The organism is Exiguobacterium sp. FD-YE-25-4, assembly GCF_057004685.1.
Window position 1 is genome coordinate 295,629 of record NZ_CM168041.1, and the last position, 19,376, is coordinate 315,004.

Here is a 19,376-nt window from a genome sequence, read left to right on the forward strand (position 1 = left end):
CCGCATGTTAGTGCATAGCTTATGCATTCCGAAGAAAGATGTCGTCACAATCAGTGAAAAGGCGACATTACGCGAGGCGCTCGACACGCTCGAAAAGACAGGCTACCGCTGTGTCCCTGTGCTCGATGAGACGGGAACGTTTTTCCGCGGTAATATCTATAAAATGCATATTTATCGCCACGGGATGAGTGGGGCGAGCCTAGACGACAACGTCATGGAGCTCATCAAGAACACGCAAAAGTACGTCCATGAATCGGACGGTTTCTTCAAAGTGTTCTTCTCGATCAAAGAATTACCGTATATCGCGGTCTTGAAAGATGAGAGCAACGAATTCTACGGGATTTTGCCGCACGGGAAGATGCTCGGCATGCTCGAAGAGGCATGGAGTCGTGACACGGGGAGTTATGTCGTCACAATCGCACTCAGTGAGCAAGCGGGGGCGCTTGAGAAGATTACGAAAATCATCAGCAAATACTCATCGATTGCCAGTCTCATGACGCTCGATGCCAAGAGTAAAGTCTTGCGCCGGGTATTGATCACGTTGCCGCCTGATTGCGACGAGCCGAAGAAAGACAAAATCGTCGCGAAACTCGAACAAAAAGGGTTCCGCGTCGTCGAAGTCGAAAACTTGAACAACTGACAAAAAACCTTCCTCATTCCTGAGGAAGGTTTTTTCAGTCCAATCGTTTTTCCATCCGGATATCCGGCCAAAATCGACCGTTCCAATAAGTGAATGCCTCGATGCGGGCAATTTCCGTGTAGCCGACCTTTCGATAAAGGTGATGAGCCGCTTCATTGAATCCAAACACACCGAGCTCGATGCGAGGCACATTTTGTGCACGCAGTCGTTCTTCTAACAGGGCGAGGGCCGTTGTACCGACACCTCTCCCGCGACCGGTCGGCTCTCCAATCACGAGTCCGAGCCAGGCGCTTCCGCGTTCGTTGTCGTACAGATGCGGGGCATCATAGATGATATTCACCTCACCGACGAGCACGTCATCTGCGTAGATGAGGAAGATGTCATGGGTCCGGAGACGGTCCGTCAAGTCTTCGACCGTCATGTGATGTTCGGCGGCGAGTTCTTCCTCCGAGCGGACGGGACGAATCAAATGGACGATTGTCGGGTCGTTGTTCCAACGGTTGAACGTTGCGGCGATGGCGTTCGACGCTTCCTGTAAAGGGACGAGCGAGATGGTCATCCTTTCCCCTCCTTTCCGTGACGTTCTTTCGCGTTTAAGGGGGAAAATCCTTGTTTCACTCGACCGGCTTCAAAACGTTCAAATGACTCGGGAGTACTTCAAACGTGAGCGGCAGCTGCCCGCCCGTGTCGCCGTCGGCATTGACGGGAAGCGATTCTGGTGAGTCGACATGCACGCGTTTCGTCGTGAACGACGTGACGCTGTCCGTTTCTTTCAACTTGCCGGTGAAGAGGGCCGGTGCGAGTTGGACCGCGTCTTTGAAGCCGAGGTTTTCAAATAAATAGACATGAAGCAAGCCATCGTTCAACTCAGCGTCCGGTTCAAAGTTCTCAAACCCGCCGACCGAGTTCGTGAGGGCGATGACGACCAAATAGGCGTCTCCGTCGAACGTGTGCTCATCGGCTTGGACCGACAGCGCATACGGGCTATGTTCGCGGAACGCTTTGATGCCTTCGATCAAGTAGGCGAACGGGCCCCATTTCGTTTTCTCCTCGACACTGACCTCGTCGACGGCCTCGGCGATGAGCCCGATGGCGATGACGTTCATGAAATAGCCATTCTCATATTTGCCGATATCCATGGGTGTCGGTTGAGCTGTCTTGAGCGCCTCGATGGCATCTGCGGGATCGCTCGGGACGCCGAGCGCGCGGGCGAGGTCGTTGACGGTACCGAGCGGGATGATGCCGAAATCAGGACGATGGTCGGCTTCGGCGAGACCGGTGACGGCCTCGTTCAGTGTCCCGTCGCCACCCATCGCGATGACGGCTTTATATTGTTTCGATGCCGCTTCTTTTGCGAAATGGGTGGCATCGTCAGCTTTCTCCGTGAACCGGACATCGACGTTCCCGTAACGCTCACGTAAGACTTCCTCCGCTGCCGCGGCGTGTTCTTTCCCTAACTCTTTCCCAGACGATGGGTTGACGATTAACATGACTGTATCCATCAAAGCACATTCTCCTTTTCACACTCAGATATTGTCATCTATTCCCGTCATATGCCCAGACTAGTCATAAAAAAAACAACACAGATGTGTTGTTCAGTAGTGCCGGAACGCCGACATATCGAGATGGCTCGCATCCGATTCGTCGACGGCGAGTTCAATCTTCAAATGCTCATGGAACGGTGAGTCGAACGCGCCCATGCAGGCGACCGGTTCATGGTCCGGGACGGGGGACTTGCGTTTCGTTTTGACGAACAAATAGTCCTCACGCGCCAACGTCAACAAAAAGCGTTCGACCGCATGGGGTTCGCGCGTGACGTTCGGCCATGGTAAGTGGTTGAACAATAAAAAGACCGCGCCTTCTTTTTCGAGCGCATAGTCTGGGGCGATCCCTTCCCGGTTCAACAACTCGATGACCGTACTCAAATAGGCTTGTTTAATCGTCAATGAAATCTCGTAATACTCACGCATACCGTCCACCCTTTCTAAAAATCGCAATAATTCCATTCTATACGTTTCAGACAGGGGCGACAATGAAGAAGTTTCTTGACGAAGCGTTTTTCCCACCGTATACTGCTCATGTCCTGCTATACTAAAGGTAAATGATGAACGAATTGAGGTGAAACCGACATGATTGAATCACTCGAATTGAAGGCGTGGATCGTTTTAGCGCGGGCGATGGACGCGATCAGTGACCGTGTAAAGGACGATTTAAGACGCCACCAATTGAATTCAACAGAGTTCGGTGTTTTATCCGTATTGTATAAACGAGGGGATACCCCGCTCCAGCAAATCGGAGATCAAATTTTGATTACGAGCGGCAGTGTCACATACGTGATCGATAAGCTTGAAAAACGTGGCTTGATTGAACGTGTGGCTTGTCCATCTGACCGACGCGTTACGTATGCTTCGTTGACCGAAGAAGGCAAGCGTTTGATGGACGTCGTCTATCCCGAGCATATCGAAATCTTTAAAGACATTTACGGTCCACTTAGTGAAGAGGAGACGGAAATGCTGATCGACCTATTAAAACGGGTCGGTTATAACGCGGCAGGCAAATGACGCCTGCCTGTTTTTTTTTTGACTCATTTATCTTGAAGTTAAAATAATTGACTGCGAGATATACAGATGATATAGTTCAAACTGTTGTTACAAATAGAGATTACTTTTATGGAGGAACCCATTATGAAAAAGGTATTATACGTATCTGCTAACCCGAAACCGACAGAATTGTCATACAGCAAACAAGTCGCTGAAACATTCATGACGACACTCACGAACGAAAATGCGTCACTCGAAGTTGAAGCGATTGAACTTTACGATGTCGATGTCCAAGAAATCGACGGCGACGTCCTCAGCGCATGGGGCAAATTCGCATCAGGCGAAGCACTCACAGACGTCGAAGCGGCTAAAGTCGCAACAATGAACGGTATGCTCGAGAAGTTCATGGAAGCTGACATGTATGTGTTCGCGACGCCAATGTGGAACTTCTTCTTCCCAGCACGCATGAAAATGTTCCTCGACAGCGTATTGACTGCTGGTAAAACGTTCCGTTACACAGAGCAAGGTCCAGTCGGTCTTCTCGAGAACAAACAAGCGATTCACATCCAAGGTACGGGTGGAATCTACACAGGTACAGACCTCAACTTCGCAGACGCATACCTTCGTCAAGCACTCGCATTCGTAGGCGTGACAGAAGTGACGACACTTCCGGTTGAAGGGATGAACCAATATCCAGACAAAATCGAAGAAATCGTTGCTGACGCGAAAGCGAAAGCCGAAGCACTTGCGAAAGAAGTCGCAGGCGCGGTCACAGTATAATGATCAAGGCGAGTCCAACATCGGGCTCGCCTTTTTGTGTGCCATCGATTCGGGTATGATAAGACGGAAAGGGGAGAGTGACATGGGAGAACAGTTATCAGATCGCCTGCTCGGGGATTGGAGCGACATCATCGCATCCGAGATGGCCGAGCCTTATTTTACTGACTTGAAAGCGTTCGTCGATGAAGCGTATGCGACATCGACCGTCTATCCGGAGCGAGAAGATATTTGGAACGCGTTCGTCTATACGAAGTTTAAGGACGTCAAATGTGTCATCCTCGGGCAAGATCCCTATCACGGACCGAACCAAGCGCATGGACTCAGTTTCTCGGTCCAAGACGGCGTCCGCCTTCCGCCGTCACTCCGTAATATCTTTAAAGAATTGCAGGACGATGTCGGCTGTCCGGTCCCGACCAGCGGCAATTTGGAGAAATGGGCCCGACAAGGCGTGCTATTGCTCAACACCGCCCTCACGGTCGAGGCAGGCAAGGCTGGGTCTCACCGCGGGAAGGGCTGGGAACAGTTCACCGACTCCATCATCGAGCGACTCGGGCAGCGTGAAGAGCCGATCGTGTTCGTCTTATGGGGGAACGACGCGAAGAAGAAACAGAAATGGATTGGCCCGCAACATGCCGTCTTGACGTCGGTCCATCCGAGCCCGCTCTCGTCCCATCGCGGCTTTTTCGGATCGAAGCCGTTCTCGCAAGTGAACGCGAAGTTGAGTGAGTGGGGACAACCTGAAATTGATTGGTGTTTGTGACAGTCTGCAGATGCGGACTGTTTTTTTGTTGACGACATTCAAACGGTCTGTTATCGTTACTACCAACAAGATACTTTAGCGCTTAAAAGCATATGTGCATAGAAGCATAACTGTATAACAGTATAAAAGCGATGACCGAACCGAAGTAGAGACATCTTCCCTGGCCCAGAGAGCGTGTGGTGCTGTGAACACGCCCAAAAGATGAATCGAATTACAGTTCGCGAGCTCTCACTTGTTGAGCGGTCCCCCGTTATCGGAATAGAGTGACTAGACATCGTCTAGTAATCAGGGTGGTACCGCGGCATCGTCGTCCCTATCGAGTGAATCGATAGGGACTTTTTTACGTTCAGTCAATCAAAGGAGGAAACATCATGCTCACACAAATCATTCCACGCCATTTGGCCCCACATATTTCGCCACAGTTCTACGACGAGTACACGCCGACGGATCATGCTGTCTGGCGCTTCGTCTTGCGACTGAACTTGCACACGCTTGAAGGGAAGGCACACCCGTTCTACATCGAAGGGTTGAAAAAGACGGGCATGGGGCCAGAGCGTCTCCCTGACGTTGAAAAGATGACCGAAGAGATGCGAGCGGCCGGTTGGTCGATGGTCGCGGTCGATGGACTCATCCCAGGCGTCGCTTTCTTTGATTTCCAAGGCAACGGCATGTTGCCGGTCGCGACCGATATTCGTAAAGTCGAGAATATTTTGTACAGTCCGGCACCAGATATCATCCACGAGGCGGCTGGTCATGCACCGATGTTGATGGATCCGGAGTTCTCCCAAATCGTGAAGCGGTTCGGACAGCTTGGAGCGAAAGCGTTCATGAATCGTGAAGAACACGCCTCGTTTGCAGCACTGAAACGATTGACCGTCGTGAAGGAGAATGCGAACTCGACGGACGAGGAGATCGCGGCAGCCGAAGCGGCGGTTCATGCGGCCAAAGCCCAAGTAACCGGCTTCTCTGAAGCGCAACAAGTCGCCCGCATCTTTTGGTGGACGGTCGAGTTCGGTCTCATCGGTGAGGTGGACAACCCGCTCATCTACGGGGCAGGACTGTTATCATCGGTCGGGGAGAGCCGTCATTGTTTGACTGACGCCGTCACGAAACATCCGTTCAATTTAGAGCACGCACTCGAAACGAAACAGGACGTGACGAATATGCAACGCGAGTTGTTCGTCATCCCGGACTTTGAAGCGTTGAAGGACGCGCTAGACGAACTCGAGTCACGGATGGCGGTCAACCAAGGTGGAATCGCCTCGCTCGAGAAAGCGCTCGCGTCGGGCAGTCAATCGACCGTCCGGCTTGAAGACGGGACGGACCGCGTCGGTGTGATTCGTCACGTGACACGCTCCGGAGCCCATGCGCTCGTCCAGTGGGACGACTGTGTGAACGTCAATCACGGTCAATTGACGAACTTACAGAACCACGGCGTACTCGTTCTCGATGGACCGCTTCAAGACGTATTGGCGACGGCAGGGATTCGACTGGACGGACGCCTCGTCAGCGAGACGACGGAAGCGTTACGGTTCGAAGACGTCATCGTCACGATTGAAGACCGACAAATCCATCTCACGACACTTGAAGTGAGACAAGACACGCTCCCATCGATCTTCCCAGGCACCGAGATTGAAGAGCTCATCATCTTAGAGAAGCCGGTCCGCATCGAACGTGACGCCCGTGTTTGGACGAACGATGACCCGATGTTCAATCGAATTCGCAATATGCGGGAGCAAGGCGAGTCGATTGATGAGCTCGTGCCGACGATTCTTGCCAATCATCCCGATGCTTGGTTGCTCCATATCGAATGTTTGGAGCTCGTCGAGTCCGATGCGCTTCGACAGGCGTTGACGGAACGGTTGCACGCGTTACGTGAGACGTCACCGTCGCGGCATGAGTTGATCGGCCGCGCGCTCGCATTGCTCAACTGACAAAAATAATCCCCGCCCAATGATGGGCGGGGATTATTTGTTAACGCGTCGTTTCACGCAAGAATGTGATTAAACGGCGATACGTGGCACTGGCTGCCGGCTTATCCATCTCAAAATGGTAGTCGTGGCCGAGTGTGTGCTCGTTTCGGTCATAAAAGACGCTCGTGACGTCCGCACGACCTGAGAGGATCGTCGAAAATTCTTTCGCTTGCGTTTCGAACGAACCGGTGTTGCCGTCAGTGATAAACGTCGGAACGAACGTGGCCGGGATATTCACGAGCGGCGACGCTTCCGCGACGACCGGCAAGTCTTCCCAATTGTACGTTCCGAAGTAAGCCCAACCAATCCGTTTGAACAAGAAGCGGTTGACCGCCTTCGATGACTCGATGATGCTTCGTTTCAAATCGTACGGACCCGACATGAGAATCGTGCCGAGGATCGACGTTTTCGGAACGACTTGATTCACTTCGGCCGATGGTGCGTAGTCGTCGTTCAATTGAATACCGACGAACTGAGCGACGAGTTGGGCCCCGTTCGAATCGCCCGCAAAGAAGACACGGTCGAGATCGAGCCGGAAGCGGTCATTGTTTTCAGCGATATACGTGTATGCTTCTTCAAGTTGTTGGAGCGGGACGGGGTACGTGACGTCTGGAGCGAGCGCATAATTGACGCTGACGACGTTGGAGCCGTTGCTTGCGATCGACGTCGCATACTTGAAGACGTCGGCCTTATCGCCACCGACGAATGAACCGCCGTGCACCCAAAAGATGGTTGGGACGATCTGCTTCTCACCTTCGTAGCGAATCAAGTCGAACGTTCCGTTCTCGTAAGCCGAATGGTAGTCGATGTCTTTACGGACCGACGTTTTTTGTACGACTTCCTCGAACCCTTTAATGGCCACTTCGTTCCCGCCGGCAAATGAGGTTTTGACGAGGCGTGAGGTCGGTTTCGGGGACAAGAATACATAGGCGGCACCGGCGACAGCCGTGCCGACGAGTCCGAGTCCCGCCCGTTTCAATCCTTTATTCATCGTAATTCCTCCTTGAATTCAACCTGAGTTGTCCGTTTATCGATCGACGAGGACAGTTCCCATGAACGTTTCGATAACGTGCGCGATCCCGTCTTCATTGTTTGATTTCGTGATGAAGTCGGCTTTGCCTTTGACCGTTGTGTTGGCGTTGCCCATTGCGACCCCAAGCCCGGCCCATTCAATCATCGTCAAGTCGTTGTTCCCGTCTCCGCAAGCGATGACGTGGGCTTGCTCGATGCCGACGTGCTCCGCTAAGAAGGCGAGGCTCGTCCCTTTCGTCACACCCGCTTCCGTAAATTCGAGGAAGAACGGTTTCGAACGGGCGACGGCGAGTTTGCCTTCGAGTTCGACTTGCAGTTTCGTTTCAATCGGGGCAAGCGTATCGCCATCACCGAGCATGAGACACTTGACGACAGGCGTCGTGACCGCTTCTTTGAAGTCGTCGACATGGATGACCGGCATCCCTGTCAATTCACCTTCGATATCGGTATACGGGTTCGGTTGATCGGTTACGATTTCGTTACCGATGTACGTATGAATCGCGATTTCTTCCCGGACACTGATATCATGGAGATGGGCGACCGTTTCCGGAAGCAACGTACTCGAGAAGATTTCTTCATTCGTCTCACAATTGATGATTGAGGCACCGTTGAATGAGAGAATATAGCTACCATATTTGGCAAGTTCGAGTTCACGGGCGGCATCCCACATCGCGTACGTCGGACGTCCGCTCGCGAGCACGACTTTATGTCCGCGTTCTTGTACATCCAGCAAGGCAGCTTTCGTTTTGGCGGAAATCGTGTGATCGCTCGTGAGGAGCGTATCGTCCATATCTAAAACAATCATCTTGTAACTCATAATGGTAAGGAGTCCTCCTTCAGAATCTAATGACTCCATCCTAATACGATTTGAGGTCAATTGACAACCTTGTCGCAAAAACGTAACTATTAAGAAGTAGTGAATTTCAGAAGAGGTGGAATGATGAATCGAATATTAGTAGCCGAAGATGAGCATGCGATTCGCAGCTTTATCATCGTTAATTTAAAGCGGGCCGGATTCGACGTCTTTGAGGCGACGAACGGACGCGAGGCGGTCACGGCGTTTGATCGTGAACCGTTCGATGTCGTGTTATTGGATGTGATGATGCCAGAGATGGACGGTTTTGAGGCATGTGCGGCCATCCGTGATTTAGATGAGAATGTCGGCATTATCATGCTGACGGCGCGCACACTCGAAGAAGATAAAATCGAAGGACTCGGCCGAGGGGCGGACGACTACATCGCCAAGCCGTTCAGTCCCGGCGAACTCGTGGCGCGGATTCAAGCACTCCTCCGACGTGTCGAGAAAGTGAAACGAAAAGAGAAGAAGCGATTGAAGTCCGGACCGTTCGCCATCGACTTGGCAGCGAAGCAAGTGACGAAGTATGGGCAGTCGATTGATTTGACCCCGACCGAATACGATTTGATTTGTCACCTCGTCCAAAACGAGGAAGTCGTCTTATCACGTGATGCGCTGTTAGATGCCGTTTGGGGCATCAATTACTTCGGGGACAGAAAGACGGTCGACGTCAACATTCGTCGTCTCCGTCAAAAAATTGAAGATGATCCGAGCCACCCGGCTTATATCGAGACACTGTGGGGGCACGGGTACAAATGGCGGAGACATGACGGATGAAGCAACAGCTCGTCATTCGGATTATGCTCGTCATGACGTTCGTGCTCGTCTTGCTCGTGAGCGTCTTGTCGTACGGAACGTACCGCTACTACTATGAATATGAATCAGAGGCCTTACTTAGCCATGCGACGACGAGTGCCTATCTCTATCCCCAGGCGCAGGTCGGTTTTGAAACACCGAGCGCGTTCTCGGTTCTCGTCCGGACGTTCGGGTATCCAGGCACCGATTTGACGATTGTCGACCGGACCGGTCAAATCATTAAAACGACGGGACAGCGGGCGCAGCAGGCGGCCTTCACACCGGAACAACTGCAAGACCTCGCCCGCGGTGAGTCCGTCGTCCAAGATTACGATGCGGAAGGGAACCACTATTTGTCGGTGACGAGTCCCATCATCACGGACGGCACGAGTGAATTCGCCATCAGCTTCACGCGACCGCTCGCCGATCTCGATACGTTGATTCGCGAGATTTGGATGGCTGTCGTCATGATTGGTGTCTTGATTTGGCTGGTCGCGCTCTATGCCGTCATTCGGATTGCAGACCGCTTCGTCCGACCGATTCGAGACATCATTGAGACGGCTGATGAGATGGCGCAAGGTGATTTTGACGTCGAAGTCTATTCCAATGAAAAACATGAGCTCGGGGCACTGGCCCGGACGCTGACGTATTTAGGAGCGAAAGTGCAGCAGCATCAATCGACACGAAATGAATTTCTATCAAACGTGTCGCACGAGTTGCGGACGCCGCTCACTTCGATCAAAGGATGGACCGAGACGATTCGCGGCGGGGACGAGAAAGTGTCAGAGGAGACCGAGCTCGGTTTGAGCATCATCCATTCGGAGACGGAGCGGATGATTGGGCTCGTCGAGCAGTTGCTCGATTACACGAAAATTGAAGAGAGCCGGCTCGTCTTGTATCGGCAAGAACTCGACCTCGTATCGCTGTTACGGAAAGTGACGATTCAGTTGAAACAGTCGCTCGAGGATAAACAGATCACCCTCATCGAACGGTACCCCCAAAAATCGATTGGACTGTTTGATGAGAACCGGTTGAAGCAAGTATTTTTAAACTTACTCGAGAACGCCATTCGCTTCTCACCCGAAGGTGGGACGTTGACCGTACGGTTCGTGCAATCGGAGCGGGTCGCGTTCATCTCGATTATTGACGAGGGGCCTGGTATCTCACGGGATCACCTGCAACGCATCACGGAAATGTTCTATCAGGCGCAAGTGACGAAAGGCAGCAGTGGTCTTGGTCTCGCGATTGCGAAGGAGTTGATCGAGGCGCACGAAGGAAAGCTCGTCATTGAAAGTGAGGTCGGTCATGGGACGACGGTGACTGTTTTGTTGCCGCTCGATCCGAGCGAACTGCATTAAAAGGGTTAAACCTTCCGAATTCAGGATACATGTAATTGTATGTAGAATGAGGGAGGTTTTTTTCGTGGCAACGAAATCATTGAAGCCATTGTCAGGTAGTCCGAACGCTGTCTCGACCGAAACAGAAATTGAGGCGCTACGCATGGAGCCGCTCCCATACGGGGAAGACCGCGCTCAGAGCATCGAGACAATGAAGATGGTGATGGGGCAACTGCCTCGGACCGAGCTCGTCAAGGAGACGGATGACACGCTCCATTATGTCGTCACGTCGAAAATGATGCGCTTTAAGGATGACGTTGAATTCCGATTCGACGATGAGACAAGACAGATTGAATTCCGCTCGGCATCACGACTCGGTCACTCTGACTTTGGGGTGAACCGGAAACGGATGCAGGATGTGAGTGAACGCTATCGGAGGTTGATGAGATGAAGGATTATCAGTTGATTGTGATTGGTGGAGGCGCGGCCGGGATGACGGTCGCGGCTGGTGCCGCAAACTTAGGCGCAAAGGTCGCCTTGGTCGAGAAGAAGAAACACCTTGGTGGAGACTGTCTTCACGTCGGGTGTGTCCCGTCGAAAGCGCTGATTGCCGCTTCGAAAGAAGCGAGTAGCATGATGCAGGCGGCGCGTGTGCTCGGAGCTGAGTTTGATGGCCGCGACCATTACCAGACGACGAAGGCGCGTGTCGATCGTGCCCGCGCCATTATCCAAGATCATGACGGAACGGAGCGTTTCGAAAAACTTGGTGTCGATGTGTATATCGGCGAGGCATCATTCCAAAGCCCGTACGAGCTTAAAGTCGGAGACGATTTGTTGATTGGGAAAAAGTTTGTCATCGCGACCGGATCGAAACCGACCGTACCGCCGATTGATGGATTGGACAGTGTGCCGTACTTAACGAACGAACAAGTTTTTGAAGAAGAAACGCTGCCAGAAAGTATCATCGTCATCGGCGCCGGCACGGTCGGGCTTGAACTTGCCCAATCGTTCGCTCGTCTTGGAAGCCAAGTGACCGTGCTTGAGGCACAGGACACGTTCTTACCGAAAGAAGATGAGTCTGTCAGCAAATTGCTCCGCTCCCAGCTCGAGATGGCGATGCGTCTGAAAATCGGGGTGAAAGTGAAGCAGATTGCGGAAGAGGACGGACGTATTCACGTCACGACTGAAGTCGATGGCGAGACCGTGACGTATGAGGCTGACAAACTGCTCATGGCGACGGGCCGTAAACCGAGAATTGATGAACTACGGCTCGACCGGGCGCATGTGAACGTGAAAGACGGGTACGTTGATGTCACTTCGACATACCGGACGTCCCAACCGCACATTTTCGCGATCGGTGACACGATCAAGACGTTACCGTTCACCCATGCGGCCGGAGAAGAAGGGAAAGCCGTCGTGGCGAACGCCTTGTTCGGACTATGGAACAAGGTCGACTACACGAAGATGCCGTGGATCACGTTCACGGACCCGGAAGTGTTCCACGTCGGCATGACCGAGGCCGAGGCACGTGAGCGTCACGGCGATGACGTCGAGATTTTTGAAGCGAAACTGTCTGAGGTCGATCGGTTCGTCGCCGACCGTCAAGAGACAGGATTCGTCAAAATCATCACCCGGAAGAACGGTAAGATTATCGGTGGGCACGCGGTCGGAATGACGGCCGGGGATTGGATGCAAATCGTCGTTTATGCGATGCAACGAGGCGATAAAATCGGCAAGCTGTCCCGCATGATTTATCCGTATCCGTCGCGGAGCGAGGCCGTGAAAAAAGTGGCCGACCTTTACTGGCGGAAGCGCTTGTTCAACAGCCCGCTCACGGATTTGTCACGCAAGTACTTCGAATGGACCCGATAACGAAAAATCCCACTCTCGACAGAGTGGGATTTTTTTATGGTAAGACGATCGTTTCGAGCATCTTCGGTGAGCCTTCTGATAAATCGACGAGTGGTTTAATCAACACTTCGACCCGGCGGTTTTTCGAGCGCCCTGCTTCGGTGTCGTTCGTCGCAATCGGTTTGTATTCTCCGTAGCTAGCGAGCGTGAACTGGCTAGGGTTCAAAGCATCGTTCGTCAACAGACCGCGCATGAAGGCCGTGGCCCGGGCTGAACTGAGTTCCCAGTTCGACGGGAACCGGGCCGTGTTGATCGGGATGTTATCGGTGTGACCCGATACGACAATCTCACGGTTACCGGCTTTTTCCAGGATACCGCTAATCGAGCCGGCCACCGTTCTAGCCTCGGCGTCAAGCGTCGCTTCCCCCATACTGAACAAGGCTCGGTCTTGAATCGTCAAAACGAGACCGCTCGAGTTGATGGTCGCTTCAATCTCTTGTTCGAGCCCGTTCTTTTTGATGTATTGATTGACCTCTTCTTTTAACTCATCCAGTTTGGCGAGCTCATATGTCCGAGGATTCGCTGTCGTATCTGTCTTGTTCGTACGGCTGATGTCACTGTTCGAGGCGGTCGACGCTTGGAACACGCTCGTCCCGCCAGAGAACACTTGATTAAAGGATTGAGACATTTTCTCGAGCTTCGTCTGGTCGATGTTACTCGAGGCGAACAAGACGATGAAGAGGGCGAGTAAGAGCGTCAATAAATCGGCGTACGGGATTAACCAACCTTCCGGGATATGTTCCTCATGATCATGCTTCTTTTTGCGCTTCATAGTCGGCTCGCTCCTTTGGAGACAAATACACAGACAATTTATCTTCTAACGTCTTCGGAGACTCCCCACTTTGAATCGAGAGAATCCCTTCAATCATCATCTCTTTGATGATGACCTCGCTCTTCGAATACTGCTTCAATTTATTGGCGAATGGGAACCAGAGGACGTATCCTGTGAAAATCCCGAACAACGTCGCGACGAACGCGGCTGAAATCGCGTGACCGAGCTTTTCGATATCAGACAAATCTTTTAGGGCCGCAATCAACCCGATAACGGCTCCGAGAACCCCGAGTGTCGGCGCATACGTGCCGGCTTGGGTAAAGATGTCCGAGTTCGCTTTATGGCGTTGCTCCATGTTCTCGATATCGCGCGACATCACCTCGGCGATATATTCGGACGGTTGGCCGTCGATGACCATCATCATCCCTTGTTTCAAGAACGGCTCTTCGACTTGTTCGAGCGCTGTCTCGAGCGACAAGAGTCCTTCTTTACGCGCTTGCGTCGACAAGTCGACGAACTGTGTCAACAGCCCGGATTTACTTGGCAACTCCTGCTTTTTGAAGAGAATTCCGAACAACTTCGGTACGTTTTGCAGTTGTTCTTTGGAGACGGCGATACTGACTGCGGCCGCTGTCCCGACAAAAATGATGACGAGTGCTGCCGGGTTGATGAGCGGGGCAATCCCGGCTCCTTTCAATACCATCCCTCCGACGAGGGTGAGGAACCCAAGTATGAGTCCTACTAACGTGACGACATCCATGTCTATGTTTTCCACCTTTCTAAAAAAAATCAGGAGACAAAAAAAGCGAGAGACTTAACTCGTCTCCCGCAAATGCGTTCCCGATGGTTAAGCGCCGTTTTCGTCAATCAGCATTTGAATGCTGATATTTCGTTCTTCACGCTCTATATCGGTTAACACGTCGTATTTTTTTAATAATGCGTACAATTGATTCACAACTTCTTGATCGAGTGACCAATGTAGCAGTTCTTCAAGTTGGAAATAAAGATGGGCGGGCATACATTGTGACTGACGCTCCAACCTTCGCGAGACATCCGTTAGCGAATGATCTACCGTACTAGGGTCCACGGTTTCATTCAACCTCCTCAACATTCTTAAAGTCTATCTCTCATATTACCAAAAAAATCGGCAAACAGTTAGCGATACATTTTTCTAGTTGGCAATTTTAAAAGTGAGGAGTAATATGAGCCTTAGAAAACTAGATGTGAAGGAGATAGCGAGATGCGACATCGATTGACCGTGCGGGAAATGCGCATAAAACGAATTGAAGCGCTCTACCGGCTCGTGTTTGAAAAGCCGGCCCGCTTTATCGCGACTGGATTTTTACTCGCCATCTTGACTGGTGCGACCCTGCTCTACATGCCGTTTGCACAGACGCAACCCGTGTCGTGGATTGACTGTCTCTTTATCGCCACGTCGGCCGGTACGGTGACCGGGTTGTCGACGATTGATATCGGCTCTTCCTTCAACACGTTCGGCGAGCTCGTCATCGTCGCCTTGATTCAAATCGGAGGCCTCGGCTTCATGACGGTCGCTCTCATGTTACTCAGCGTGCTCGGGAAGAAAATCGGCTTGAAACAGCGGATTCTCCTTCAAGAATCGCTCAACTTGTCGGGGCCTGGCGGCACGGTCCGGCTCGTCCGCAACATCGTCTTCACGACACTGATCGTTCAGTTTCTAGGCATGCTGTTTTTAACGTTCGAACTGTACAGCACCGGTGATTATCGCTTCGGCGAGGCATTGTATTATGGCTTCTTCCATGCGGTATCAGCGTTCAATAACGCGGGGTTTGCCCTTTGGCCAGACAGTTTGATGCAATTTGAACAGAATACGGCCATCGTCATCACGATTGCCGTCCTCTTGATGATTGGAGGGCTCGGCTTCACGACGATTGCGGACGCGACCGAGGTGAAGCGCTGGAAACGGCTCGCGCTGCATTCGAAAATCATGATTGCGTCACTCGCCATCGTCAACGGCATTGCCTGGTTCGCGCTCATGCTGTTTGAATGGGTGTCGACGGAAGGGAGTTTATATGGACGCCCGTTCGGTGAAGCGTTGCACGTTACTTTCTTCCAGGCGGTGACGACACGGACGGCCGGTTTCAACACGGTCGACATCTCGACGATGGCGCCTGTGTCGATCGGTGTCGTCTTGATTCTCATGTACGTCGGTGCAGGGGCCGCTTCCACCGGGTCCGGGATTAAAGTGACGACCGTGGCTGTCATTTTGGCGGATATGTGGGCGTTCATCGTCGGTAAAAAGGAGACGGTCATCTTGGAGCGGACGATTGACGCGTTCCAAATCAAAAAAGCGTATATGGTGGCCATCACCAGTTTCATCTTTATTTTATTGATTACCGCACTGACCATCTTGACGAACGGCCACATTTCGGCGACCGCGCTCCTATTCGAGACGGTCTCGGCGTTCGGCACGGTCGGGTTATCGCTTGGAATCACGGCAGAACTGAACGATGCCGGAAAAAGCTTTATCATGTTCATGATGTTGCTCGGCCGCGTCGGCTCGTTGACGATTCTATTCACGGTCGCGAGACAAATGGACCGGAAGATTCGCTATCCAAAAGAGAAGTTGTTAATCGGATGACACACAAAAAGCCCTGTTCAGGGCTTTTTGTGTGTCTCGTAATAGGCGACGACTTTCGGCAAGTAGTCTTTCAAGTCAGGACAGACGATGTCCGTCCCGCTCAGTGCCCGCAACGTCTGGGTCGTATCGAAATGGACTTGATGTTTGAAATAGGCGAGTAGTTCGCGCGGAACGCCGTAACGTTCCGACAGATGCAGCGCCGAGAATCCGGTCTCCGCGACTGCGTGTGGAATCGTCCCGCGTGGAGGACGACCGAACATCTCTTCATGAATCATCCGGTACACTTCGCGTGCGCCGTGCGGGAACGGGTCCGTCAAATGGAACGTCCGTTTTAAACCGACCGGGGCGTGGGCGAGATAAGCGGTCGCCTCGACGACATAATCATACGGGACGAGGTTCACTTCGATATTCTGTCGTCCAATGTAAGGCAGCGGGGCGGCTTGGCGGAGTTGGTCCATCAGCTTCAAGACGAAGTAGACCCCGTCAAACTTTTTCGTCTCGCCGGTCTCGCTATGGCCGATGACGATGCCGGGACGGATGATGGTCACCGGCATCGAACCGAGCTCCCGCGAGACGATGGCCTCGGCTTCATACTTCGTCGCCTCGTAATGATTTTTAAAGCGGACACGGTGCCATAACTCGTTCTCATAAACGGTTCCTTGACGGCGTCCGGACACATAGGCGGTGCTGAAGTAGACGTATCGTTTCAAGTGCGGGGCCCGTTTCGCGAGCGAGGTGATGTGTTTCGTCCCAAGCAGATTGATGCGATACCCGACATCATAAGGGATGCTCAAGTCGTACGCAGCGGCCAAGTGAAACACGTAATTCACTTCACGTTCGATGACCGAGCGCATGATCGGGTCGAGCACGACTTCAGGCAGCGTGATATCGGCCTCGACGAGCACGAGTTGGTCATCTCGTAACGATGTCGCTTCCAACAGCTCCTGTTTTAAAGCGAGTGCCCCGGAACGTTCGGTCGGGAGGTGGAGCGCGTAAATCGTTCCGATTTGATTCGGCAAGGTTGCGAGGTGCGTGATCATCTTTCCGGCTAAAAAGCCGGGGAAACCGGTGAAAGCGTAATGGTTCATAGTGTCTCCTCCGCTAAGTCCAACGTGAACGTGAATGTCGAGCCGACGCCGACGCTCGACTCGACCTCGATACTACCGCCGTGTGATTCGATGATTTCCTTACAAATTGACAGCCCAAGACCCGTCCCGCCAATTTGACGTGTGTCCGAGTTGTCGACGCGATAAAACTTTTTGAATAACTCTTCGAACGCATGCTCGGGAATCCCGATGCCGAAGTCTTGAATGGAGACGTGGGCTTGGTTACGTTCATGGCGGACCCGTACCTCGACTTCGTGGTGATGAGGCGAGTACTTGATCGCGTTCGAGAGCAGGTTGATGATGACTTGCTCGATGCGGTCTTTGTCGGCGATGAGGTGAAGCGATTCATAGGCGTCATCGAAATGAATCGAGTGATTGCTCGTCTCGCGGAAGCGTTCGACAACATCGCGGACGAGTTCGTTCAAGATGAAGTGGTCTTTTTTATACTCTTGATTGCCGTCTTCCATTCGTTGAATATCGAGAAAATCGTTCAACAGGTCGGTCAGACGCTTCGCTTCCTTCGCCATCGTCTTTAAGTAGCGCTCACGCTTTTCGGGGTTCAAGTCGCGAGTGAGCATCAATTCGATATATCCCGACAGTGACGAGAGCGGGGTTCTCAGTTCGTGGGACACGGTGCTGACCAATTCGTTTTTGATTTGGTCCATCCGTTCTTCTTCGGTCCGGTTGCGAAAAACAAACAAGAACCCACTGTCCATTCCGATTTGGCGTTTCGTATCCATACCAGTCCCATACATCTCGTAATATTGCTCGTCCCGATCATTCGGTTGCGGAATCGAGAAGCGCATTGACACTTCTCGCGCCGATCCGTCGAGCAACAAATCGATTTTTTTCAACATCTCGGTGCGGTCACGCGCGCGGAATGTCGTCAGGAGCGGAATTCGCTCTTGCATCTTGTTCGGGGCGATACCCGGCAAATCGAGCAGACGACGGGCGTGCACGTTCATGAAGAGGACGCTGCCGTTCGATTCGGTCAAGACGAACGCTTCATTGGACGCCTGTAAAATCGATTGGATGATATCCCGTTGCCGGGCGATGGCGTTCTTCTCCCGCTCGAGCATGCGCTCGACTTTCTTTCGGTCGCTGATGTCGCGCATGACGGCGACACGAAGCGTCTGACCTTGGAACGTCACTTCTTTCGGGTACACTTCCATCTCGAGGAACGTCCCGTCCTCACGACGGCCGATGACCTCATACGGTGTCTGGATATGATTGCGAATGCGGCGCAACACATCGGCCCGGTAGCCTTCGGCGATGAACTCGATCGTTTGACGGCCGACCATCTGTTCGGCCGGGATGCGAAAAATCGTTTCGGCCGCCTTGTTCGCGTCTAAAATCGTCCCGCCTTCATGGAATAGCACAGCTTCGATGACTGATTCGGCAAACATGCGATAGCGTTGTTCTTTATGAAGCAATTCGCCTTTCAAGGCAATCTCAGGACTGACATCGAACACGAAAAAGAAAAAGCCGATGACGCGTGCCTGCTCATAGACAGGGTGCATGAACAGTTTTCCGACGAAATGGGTCCGGTCTTTTCGTTGGAACTTCCATTCACGGTCGCCTCGGTCTAACGCCACACGAAGCATCTGTTCGAATGACAAGAGCCGCTCCGTTTCGTCTTGATAGTGGGTCCGCTTCTCGCTCAGTTCTCTTGACTCGAACAGACCGAATGGGGTCATTTCATAGAGTACTTCGTGCGGCGCATATCCGAACAGTTCGGTCGCGCCTTTATTGAAGCGATTGATCAACAGATTGGCATCGGTCATGATCATCGCCATATCAAGCTCCGTGTGCATCATGGCTTCGAACGCGTTATGTTGTACCGTCACCCGTGTATCGAGCGGGAGCGGCTCGATTGAGAGGATGTAGACGTCACCATTGGGGATGGCGTGAATCCGGATCGTCGGCATCTCATACGTCCAAGATAGTCCTTGCTCCATCCGTCGTGACAGCTCCATCGTGATCGGTGACTGGTTGACCATATGAAAAATGTTTGATCGCGTTTGTAAGTCTTCAGGGAATTGCTCTAAAAACGGACGGTTTGCTTGGACGATTGTCCCATCCGTCGTGATTAACGCTACACCGTACGGTAAGGCGTGTAGCAGTTCGCTTTGGAGATGTCCTCGGTTCTCCATTAACGATGATCCCTCCTTCTCTATATCAAACGGGTACATCTTCAATACATTCGACAGCTCCCCCTTTGTTTTCCTGCCTTCAAACGGTAAAGTGAAGATAA

Annotated in this window: 19 protein-coding genes and 1 other annotated feature; of the genes, 10 read left to right on the top strand and 9 right to left on the bottom strand. The window is 52.3% G+C overall.

From position 1 onward, the window contains the following. Positions 1 to 4: 4 nt before the first annotated feature. Entirely contained in the window at positions 5 to 640 is a 636-nt protein-coding gene (gene cbpA, locus AC13H5_RS01520) for a cyclic di-AMP binding protein CbpA (protein WP_034780770.1), read from the top strand. Between the two features lie 34 nt (positions 641 to 674). Here cbpA and AC13H5_RS01525 read toward each other — a convergent pair whose 3' ends face one another. The 3 genes from AC13H5_RS01525 to AC13H5_RS01535 all read right to left on the bottom strand — a co-directional run bounded on the left by AC13H5_RS01525 (position 675) and on the right by AC13H5_RS01535 (position 2,610). Further along, positions 675 to 1,199: a GNAT family N-acetyltransferase gene (locus AC13H5_RS01525; protein ID WP_483546183.1), complete on the bottom strand. Its 525-nt coding sequence runs from the start codon at positions 1,197 to 1,199 to the stop codon at positions 675 to 677. 55 nt (positions 1,200 to 1,254) lie between these two features. Beyond that, positions 1,255 to 2,142 (bottom strand): diacylglycerol/lipid kinase family protein, encoded by an 888-nt coding sequence (locus AC13H5_RS01530; protein ID WP_034780782.1) that lies wholly within the window; start codon positions 2,140 to 2,142, stop codon positions 1,255 to 1,257. 93 nt (positions 2,143 to 2,235) lie between these two features. Beyond that, entirely contained in the window at positions 2,236 to 2,610 is a 375-nt protein-coding gene (locus AC13H5_RS01535) for a hypothetical protein (RefSeq protein WP_034780785.1), read from the bottom strand. Positions 2,611 to 2,769: 159 nt separating this feature from the next. On the opposite strand from AC13H5_RS01535, the gene AC13H5_RS01540 reads away from it, so the two are divergent. The 4 genes from AC13H5_RS01540 to AC13H5_RS01555 all read left to right on the top strand — a co-directional run bounded on the left by AC13H5_RS01540 (position 2,770) and on the right by AC13H5_RS01555 (position 6,654). Further along, positions 2,770 to 3,201, top strand: a complete 432-nt coding sequence (locus AC13H5_RS01540; RefSeq protein WP_034780788.1) for a MarR family winged helix-turn-helix transcriptional regulator — start codon at positions 2,770 to 2,772, stop codon at positions 3,199 to 3,201. A 123-nt stretch (positions 3,202 to 3,324) separates the two neighbouring features. Further along, positions 3,325 to 3,960, top strand: a complete 636-nt coding sequence (locus tag AC13H5_RS01545) for an FMN-dependent NADH-azoreductase (protein ID WP_029596264.1) — start codon at positions 3,325 to 3,327, stop codon at positions 3,958 to 3,960. 82 nt (positions 3,961 to 4,042) lie between these two features. Further along, a complete protein-coding gene (locus AC13H5_RS01550; protein ID WP_483546184.1) occupies positions 4,043 to 4,720 on the top strand; it encodes a uracil-DNA glycosylase in 678 nt (225 codons plus the stop codon). A 122-nt stretch (positions 4,721 to 4,842) separates the two neighbouring features. Next, positions 4,843 to 5,038, top strand: a binding site (T-box leader). A gap of 53 nt (positions 5,039 to 5,091) precedes the next feature. Further along, the gene (locus tag AC13H5_RS01555; RefSeq protein WP_483546185.1) at positions 5,092 to 6,654 is read left to right on the top strand and encodes an aromatic amino acid hydroxylase; all 1,563 of its coding nucleotides are present in this window, start codon (positions 5,092 to 5,094) and stop codon (positions 6,652 to 6,654) included. 40 nt (positions 6,655 to 6,694) lie between these two features. Here the strand turns inward: AC13H5_RS01555 and AC13H5_RS01560 are convergent, their stop codons facing one another. Both AC13H5_RS01560 and AC13H5_RS01565 read right to left on the bottom strand, forming a co-directional pair. Beyond that, on the bottom strand, positions 6,695 to 7,684 hold the full coding sequence (locus AC13H5_RS01560) for an alpha/beta hydrolase (protein WP_483546186.1): 990 nt from the start codon (positions 7,682 to 7,684) through the stop codon (positions 6,695 to 6,697). Positions 7,685 to 7,720: 36 nt separating this feature from the next. Then, positions 7,721 to 8,542, bottom strand: a complete 822-nt coding sequence (locus AC13H5_RS01565; protein WP_034780799.1) for a Cof-type HAD-IIB family hydrolase — start codon at positions 8,540 to 8,542, stop codon at positions 7,721 to 7,723. Positions 8,543 to 8,665: 123 nt separating this feature from the next. Between AC13H5_RS01565 and AC13H5_RS01570 the strand changes: the two genes are divergently transcribed. The 4 genes from AC13H5_RS01570 (at position 8,666) to AC13H5_RS01585 (ending at position 12,585) form a co-directional block, all read left to right on the top strand. Then, entirely contained in the window at positions 8,666 to 9,358 is a 693-nt protein-coding gene (locus tag AC13H5_RS01570) for a response regulator transcription factor (RefSeq protein ID WP_034780802.1), read from the top strand. Then, positions 9,355 to 10,734 (top strand): sensor histidine kinase, encoded by a 1,380-nt coding sequence (locus AC13H5_RS01575; protein ID WP_034780803.1) that lies wholly within the window; start codon positions 9,355 to 9,357, stop codon positions 10,732 to 10,734. The genes AC13H5_RS01570 and AC13H5_RS01575 overlap by 4 nt, the downstream gene beginning before the upstream one ends. 64 nt (positions 10,735 to 10,798) lie before the next feature. Next, entirely contained in the window at positions 10,799 to 11,164 is a 366-nt protein-coding gene (locus AC13H5_RS01580; protein ID WP_214754906.1) for a DUF1499 domain-containing protein, read from the top strand. Then, positions 11,161 to 12,585 carry a dihydrolipoyl dehydrogenase family protein gene (locus AC13H5_RS01585; protein WP_214754908.1) on the top strand — a complete coding sequence of 475 codons (1,425 nt, stop codon included), beginning with the start codon at positions 11,161 to 11,163 and terminating at the stop codon, positions 12,583 to 12,585. Before AC13H5_RS01580 ends, AC13H5_RS01585 begins: the two co-directional genes overlap by 4 nt. A 34-nt stretch (positions 12,586 to 12,619) precedes the next feature. Here the strand turns inward: AC13H5_RS01585 and AC13H5_RS01590 are convergent, their stop codons facing one another. Both AC13H5_RS01590 and motA read right to left on the bottom strand, forming a co-directional pair. After that, entirely contained in the window at positions 12,620 to 13,396 is a 777-nt protein-coding gene (locus tag AC13H5_RS01590; RefSeq protein ID WP_214755008.1) for a flagellar motor protein MotB, read from the bottom strand. Then, positions 13,374 to 14,156 (bottom strand): flagellar motor stator protein MotA, encoded by a 783-nt coding sequence (motA, locus tag AC13H5_RS01595; RefSeq protein WP_021068127.1) that lies wholly within the window; start codon positions 14,154 to 14,156, stop codon positions 13,374 to 13,376. Before motA ends, AC13H5_RS01590 begins: the two co-directional genes overlap by 23 nt. A gap of 480 nt (positions 14,157 to 14,636) precedes the next feature. Here motA and AC13H5_RS01600 point away from each other — a divergent pair, with 480 nt between their 5' ends. Beyond that, complete coding sequence (locus AC13H5_RS01600; protein ID WP_214797436.1) at positions 14,637 to 16,016, top strand: TrkH family potassium uptake protein; 1,380 nt, start codon at positions 14,637 to 14,639, stop codon at positions 16,014 to 16,016. Positions 16,017 to 16,033: 17 nt separating this feature from the next. Here AC13H5_RS01600 and AC13H5_RS01605 read toward each other — a convergent pair whose 3' ends face one another. Both AC13H5_RS01605 and AC13H5_RS01610 read right to left on the bottom strand, forming a co-directional pair. Beyond that, a complete protein-coding gene (locus AC13H5_RS01605; RefSeq protein ID WP_138860057.1) occupies positions 16,034 to 17,104 on the bottom strand; it encodes an SDR family oxidoreductase in 1,071 nt (356 codons plus the stop codon). After that, complete coding sequence (locus AC13H5_RS01610) at positions 17,101 to 19,275, bottom strand: PAS domain-containing sensor histidine kinase (protein WP_483546187.1); 2,175 nt, start codon at positions 19,273 to 19,275, stop codon at positions 17,101 to 17,103. The genes AC13H5_RS01605 and AC13H5_RS01610 overlap by 4 nt, the downstream gene beginning before the upstream one ends. Positions 19,276 to 19,376: the final 101 nt, after the last annotated feature.

Coding starts and splice junctions, on each gene's coding strand:
- motA (WP_021068127.1), bottom strand. CDS start 14,156: ATGGATGTCGTCACGTTAGTAGGACTCATACTTGGGTTCCTCACCCTC.
- AC13H5_RS01540 (WP_034780788.1), top strand. CDS start 2,770: ATGATTGAATCACTCGAATTGAAGGCGTGGATCGTTTTAGCGCGGGCG.
- AC13H5_RS01560 (WP_483546186.1), bottom strand. CDS start 7,684: ATGAATAAAGGATTGAAACGGGCGGGACTCGGACTCGTCGGCACGGCT.
- AC13H5_RS01565 (WP_034780799.1), bottom strand. CDS start 8,542: ATGAGTTACAAGATGATTGTTTTAGATATGGACGATACGCTCCTCACG.
- AC13H5_RS01525 (WP_483546183.1), bottom strand. CDS start 1,199: ATGACCATCTCGCTCGTCCCTTTACAGGAAGCGTCGAACGCCATCGCC.
- AC13H5_RS01605 (WP_138860057.1), bottom strand. CDS start 17,104: ATGAACCATTACGCTTTCACCGGTTTCCCCGGCTTTTTAGCCGGAAAG.
- cbpA (WP_034780770.1), top strand. CDS start 5: ATGTTAGTGCATAGCTTATGCATTCCGAAGAAAGATGTCGTCACAATC.
- AC13H5_RS01585 (WP_214754908.1), top strand. CDS start 11,161: ATGAAGGATTATCAGTTGATTGTGATTGGTGGAGGCGCGGCCGGGATG.
- AC13H5_RS01570 (WP_034780802.1), top strand. CDS start 8,666: ATGAATCGAATATTAGTAGCCGAAGATGAGCATGCGATTCGCAGCTTT.
- AC13H5_RS01535 (WP_034780785.1), bottom strand. CDS start 2,610: ATGCGTGAGTATTACGAGATTTCATTGACGATTAAACAAGCCTATTTG.
- AC13H5_RS01610 (WP_483546187.1), bottom strand. CDS start 19,275: ATGGAGAACCGAGGACATCTCCAAAGCGAACTGCTACACGCCTTACCG.
- AC13H5_RS01550 (WP_483546184.1), top strand. CDS start 4,043: ATGGGAGAACAGTTATCAGATCGCCTGCTCGGGGATTGGAGCGACATC.
- AC13H5_RS01575 (WP_034780803.1), top strand. CDS start 9,355: ATGAAGCAACAGCTCGTCATTCGGATTATGCTCGTCATGACGTTCGTG.
- AC13H5_RS01545 (WP_029596264.1), top strand. CDS start 3,325: ATGAAAAAGGTATTATACGTATCTGCTAACCCGAAACCGACAGAATTG.
- AC13H5_RS01530 (WP_034780782.1), bottom strand. CDS start 2,142: ATGGATACAGTCATGTTAATCGTCAACCCATCGTCTGGGAAAGAGTTA.
- AC13H5_RS01600 (WP_214797436.1), top strand. CDS start 14,637: ATGCGACATCGATTGACCGTGCGGGAAATGCGCATAAAACGAATTGAA.
- AC13H5_RS01590 (WP_214755008.1), bottom strand. CDS start 13,396: ATGAAGCGCAAAAAGAAGCATGATCATGAGGAACATATCCCGGAAGGT.
- AC13H5_RS01555 (WP_483546185.1), top strand. CDS start 5,092: ATGCTCACACAAATCATTCCACGCCATTTGGCCCCACATATTTCGCCA.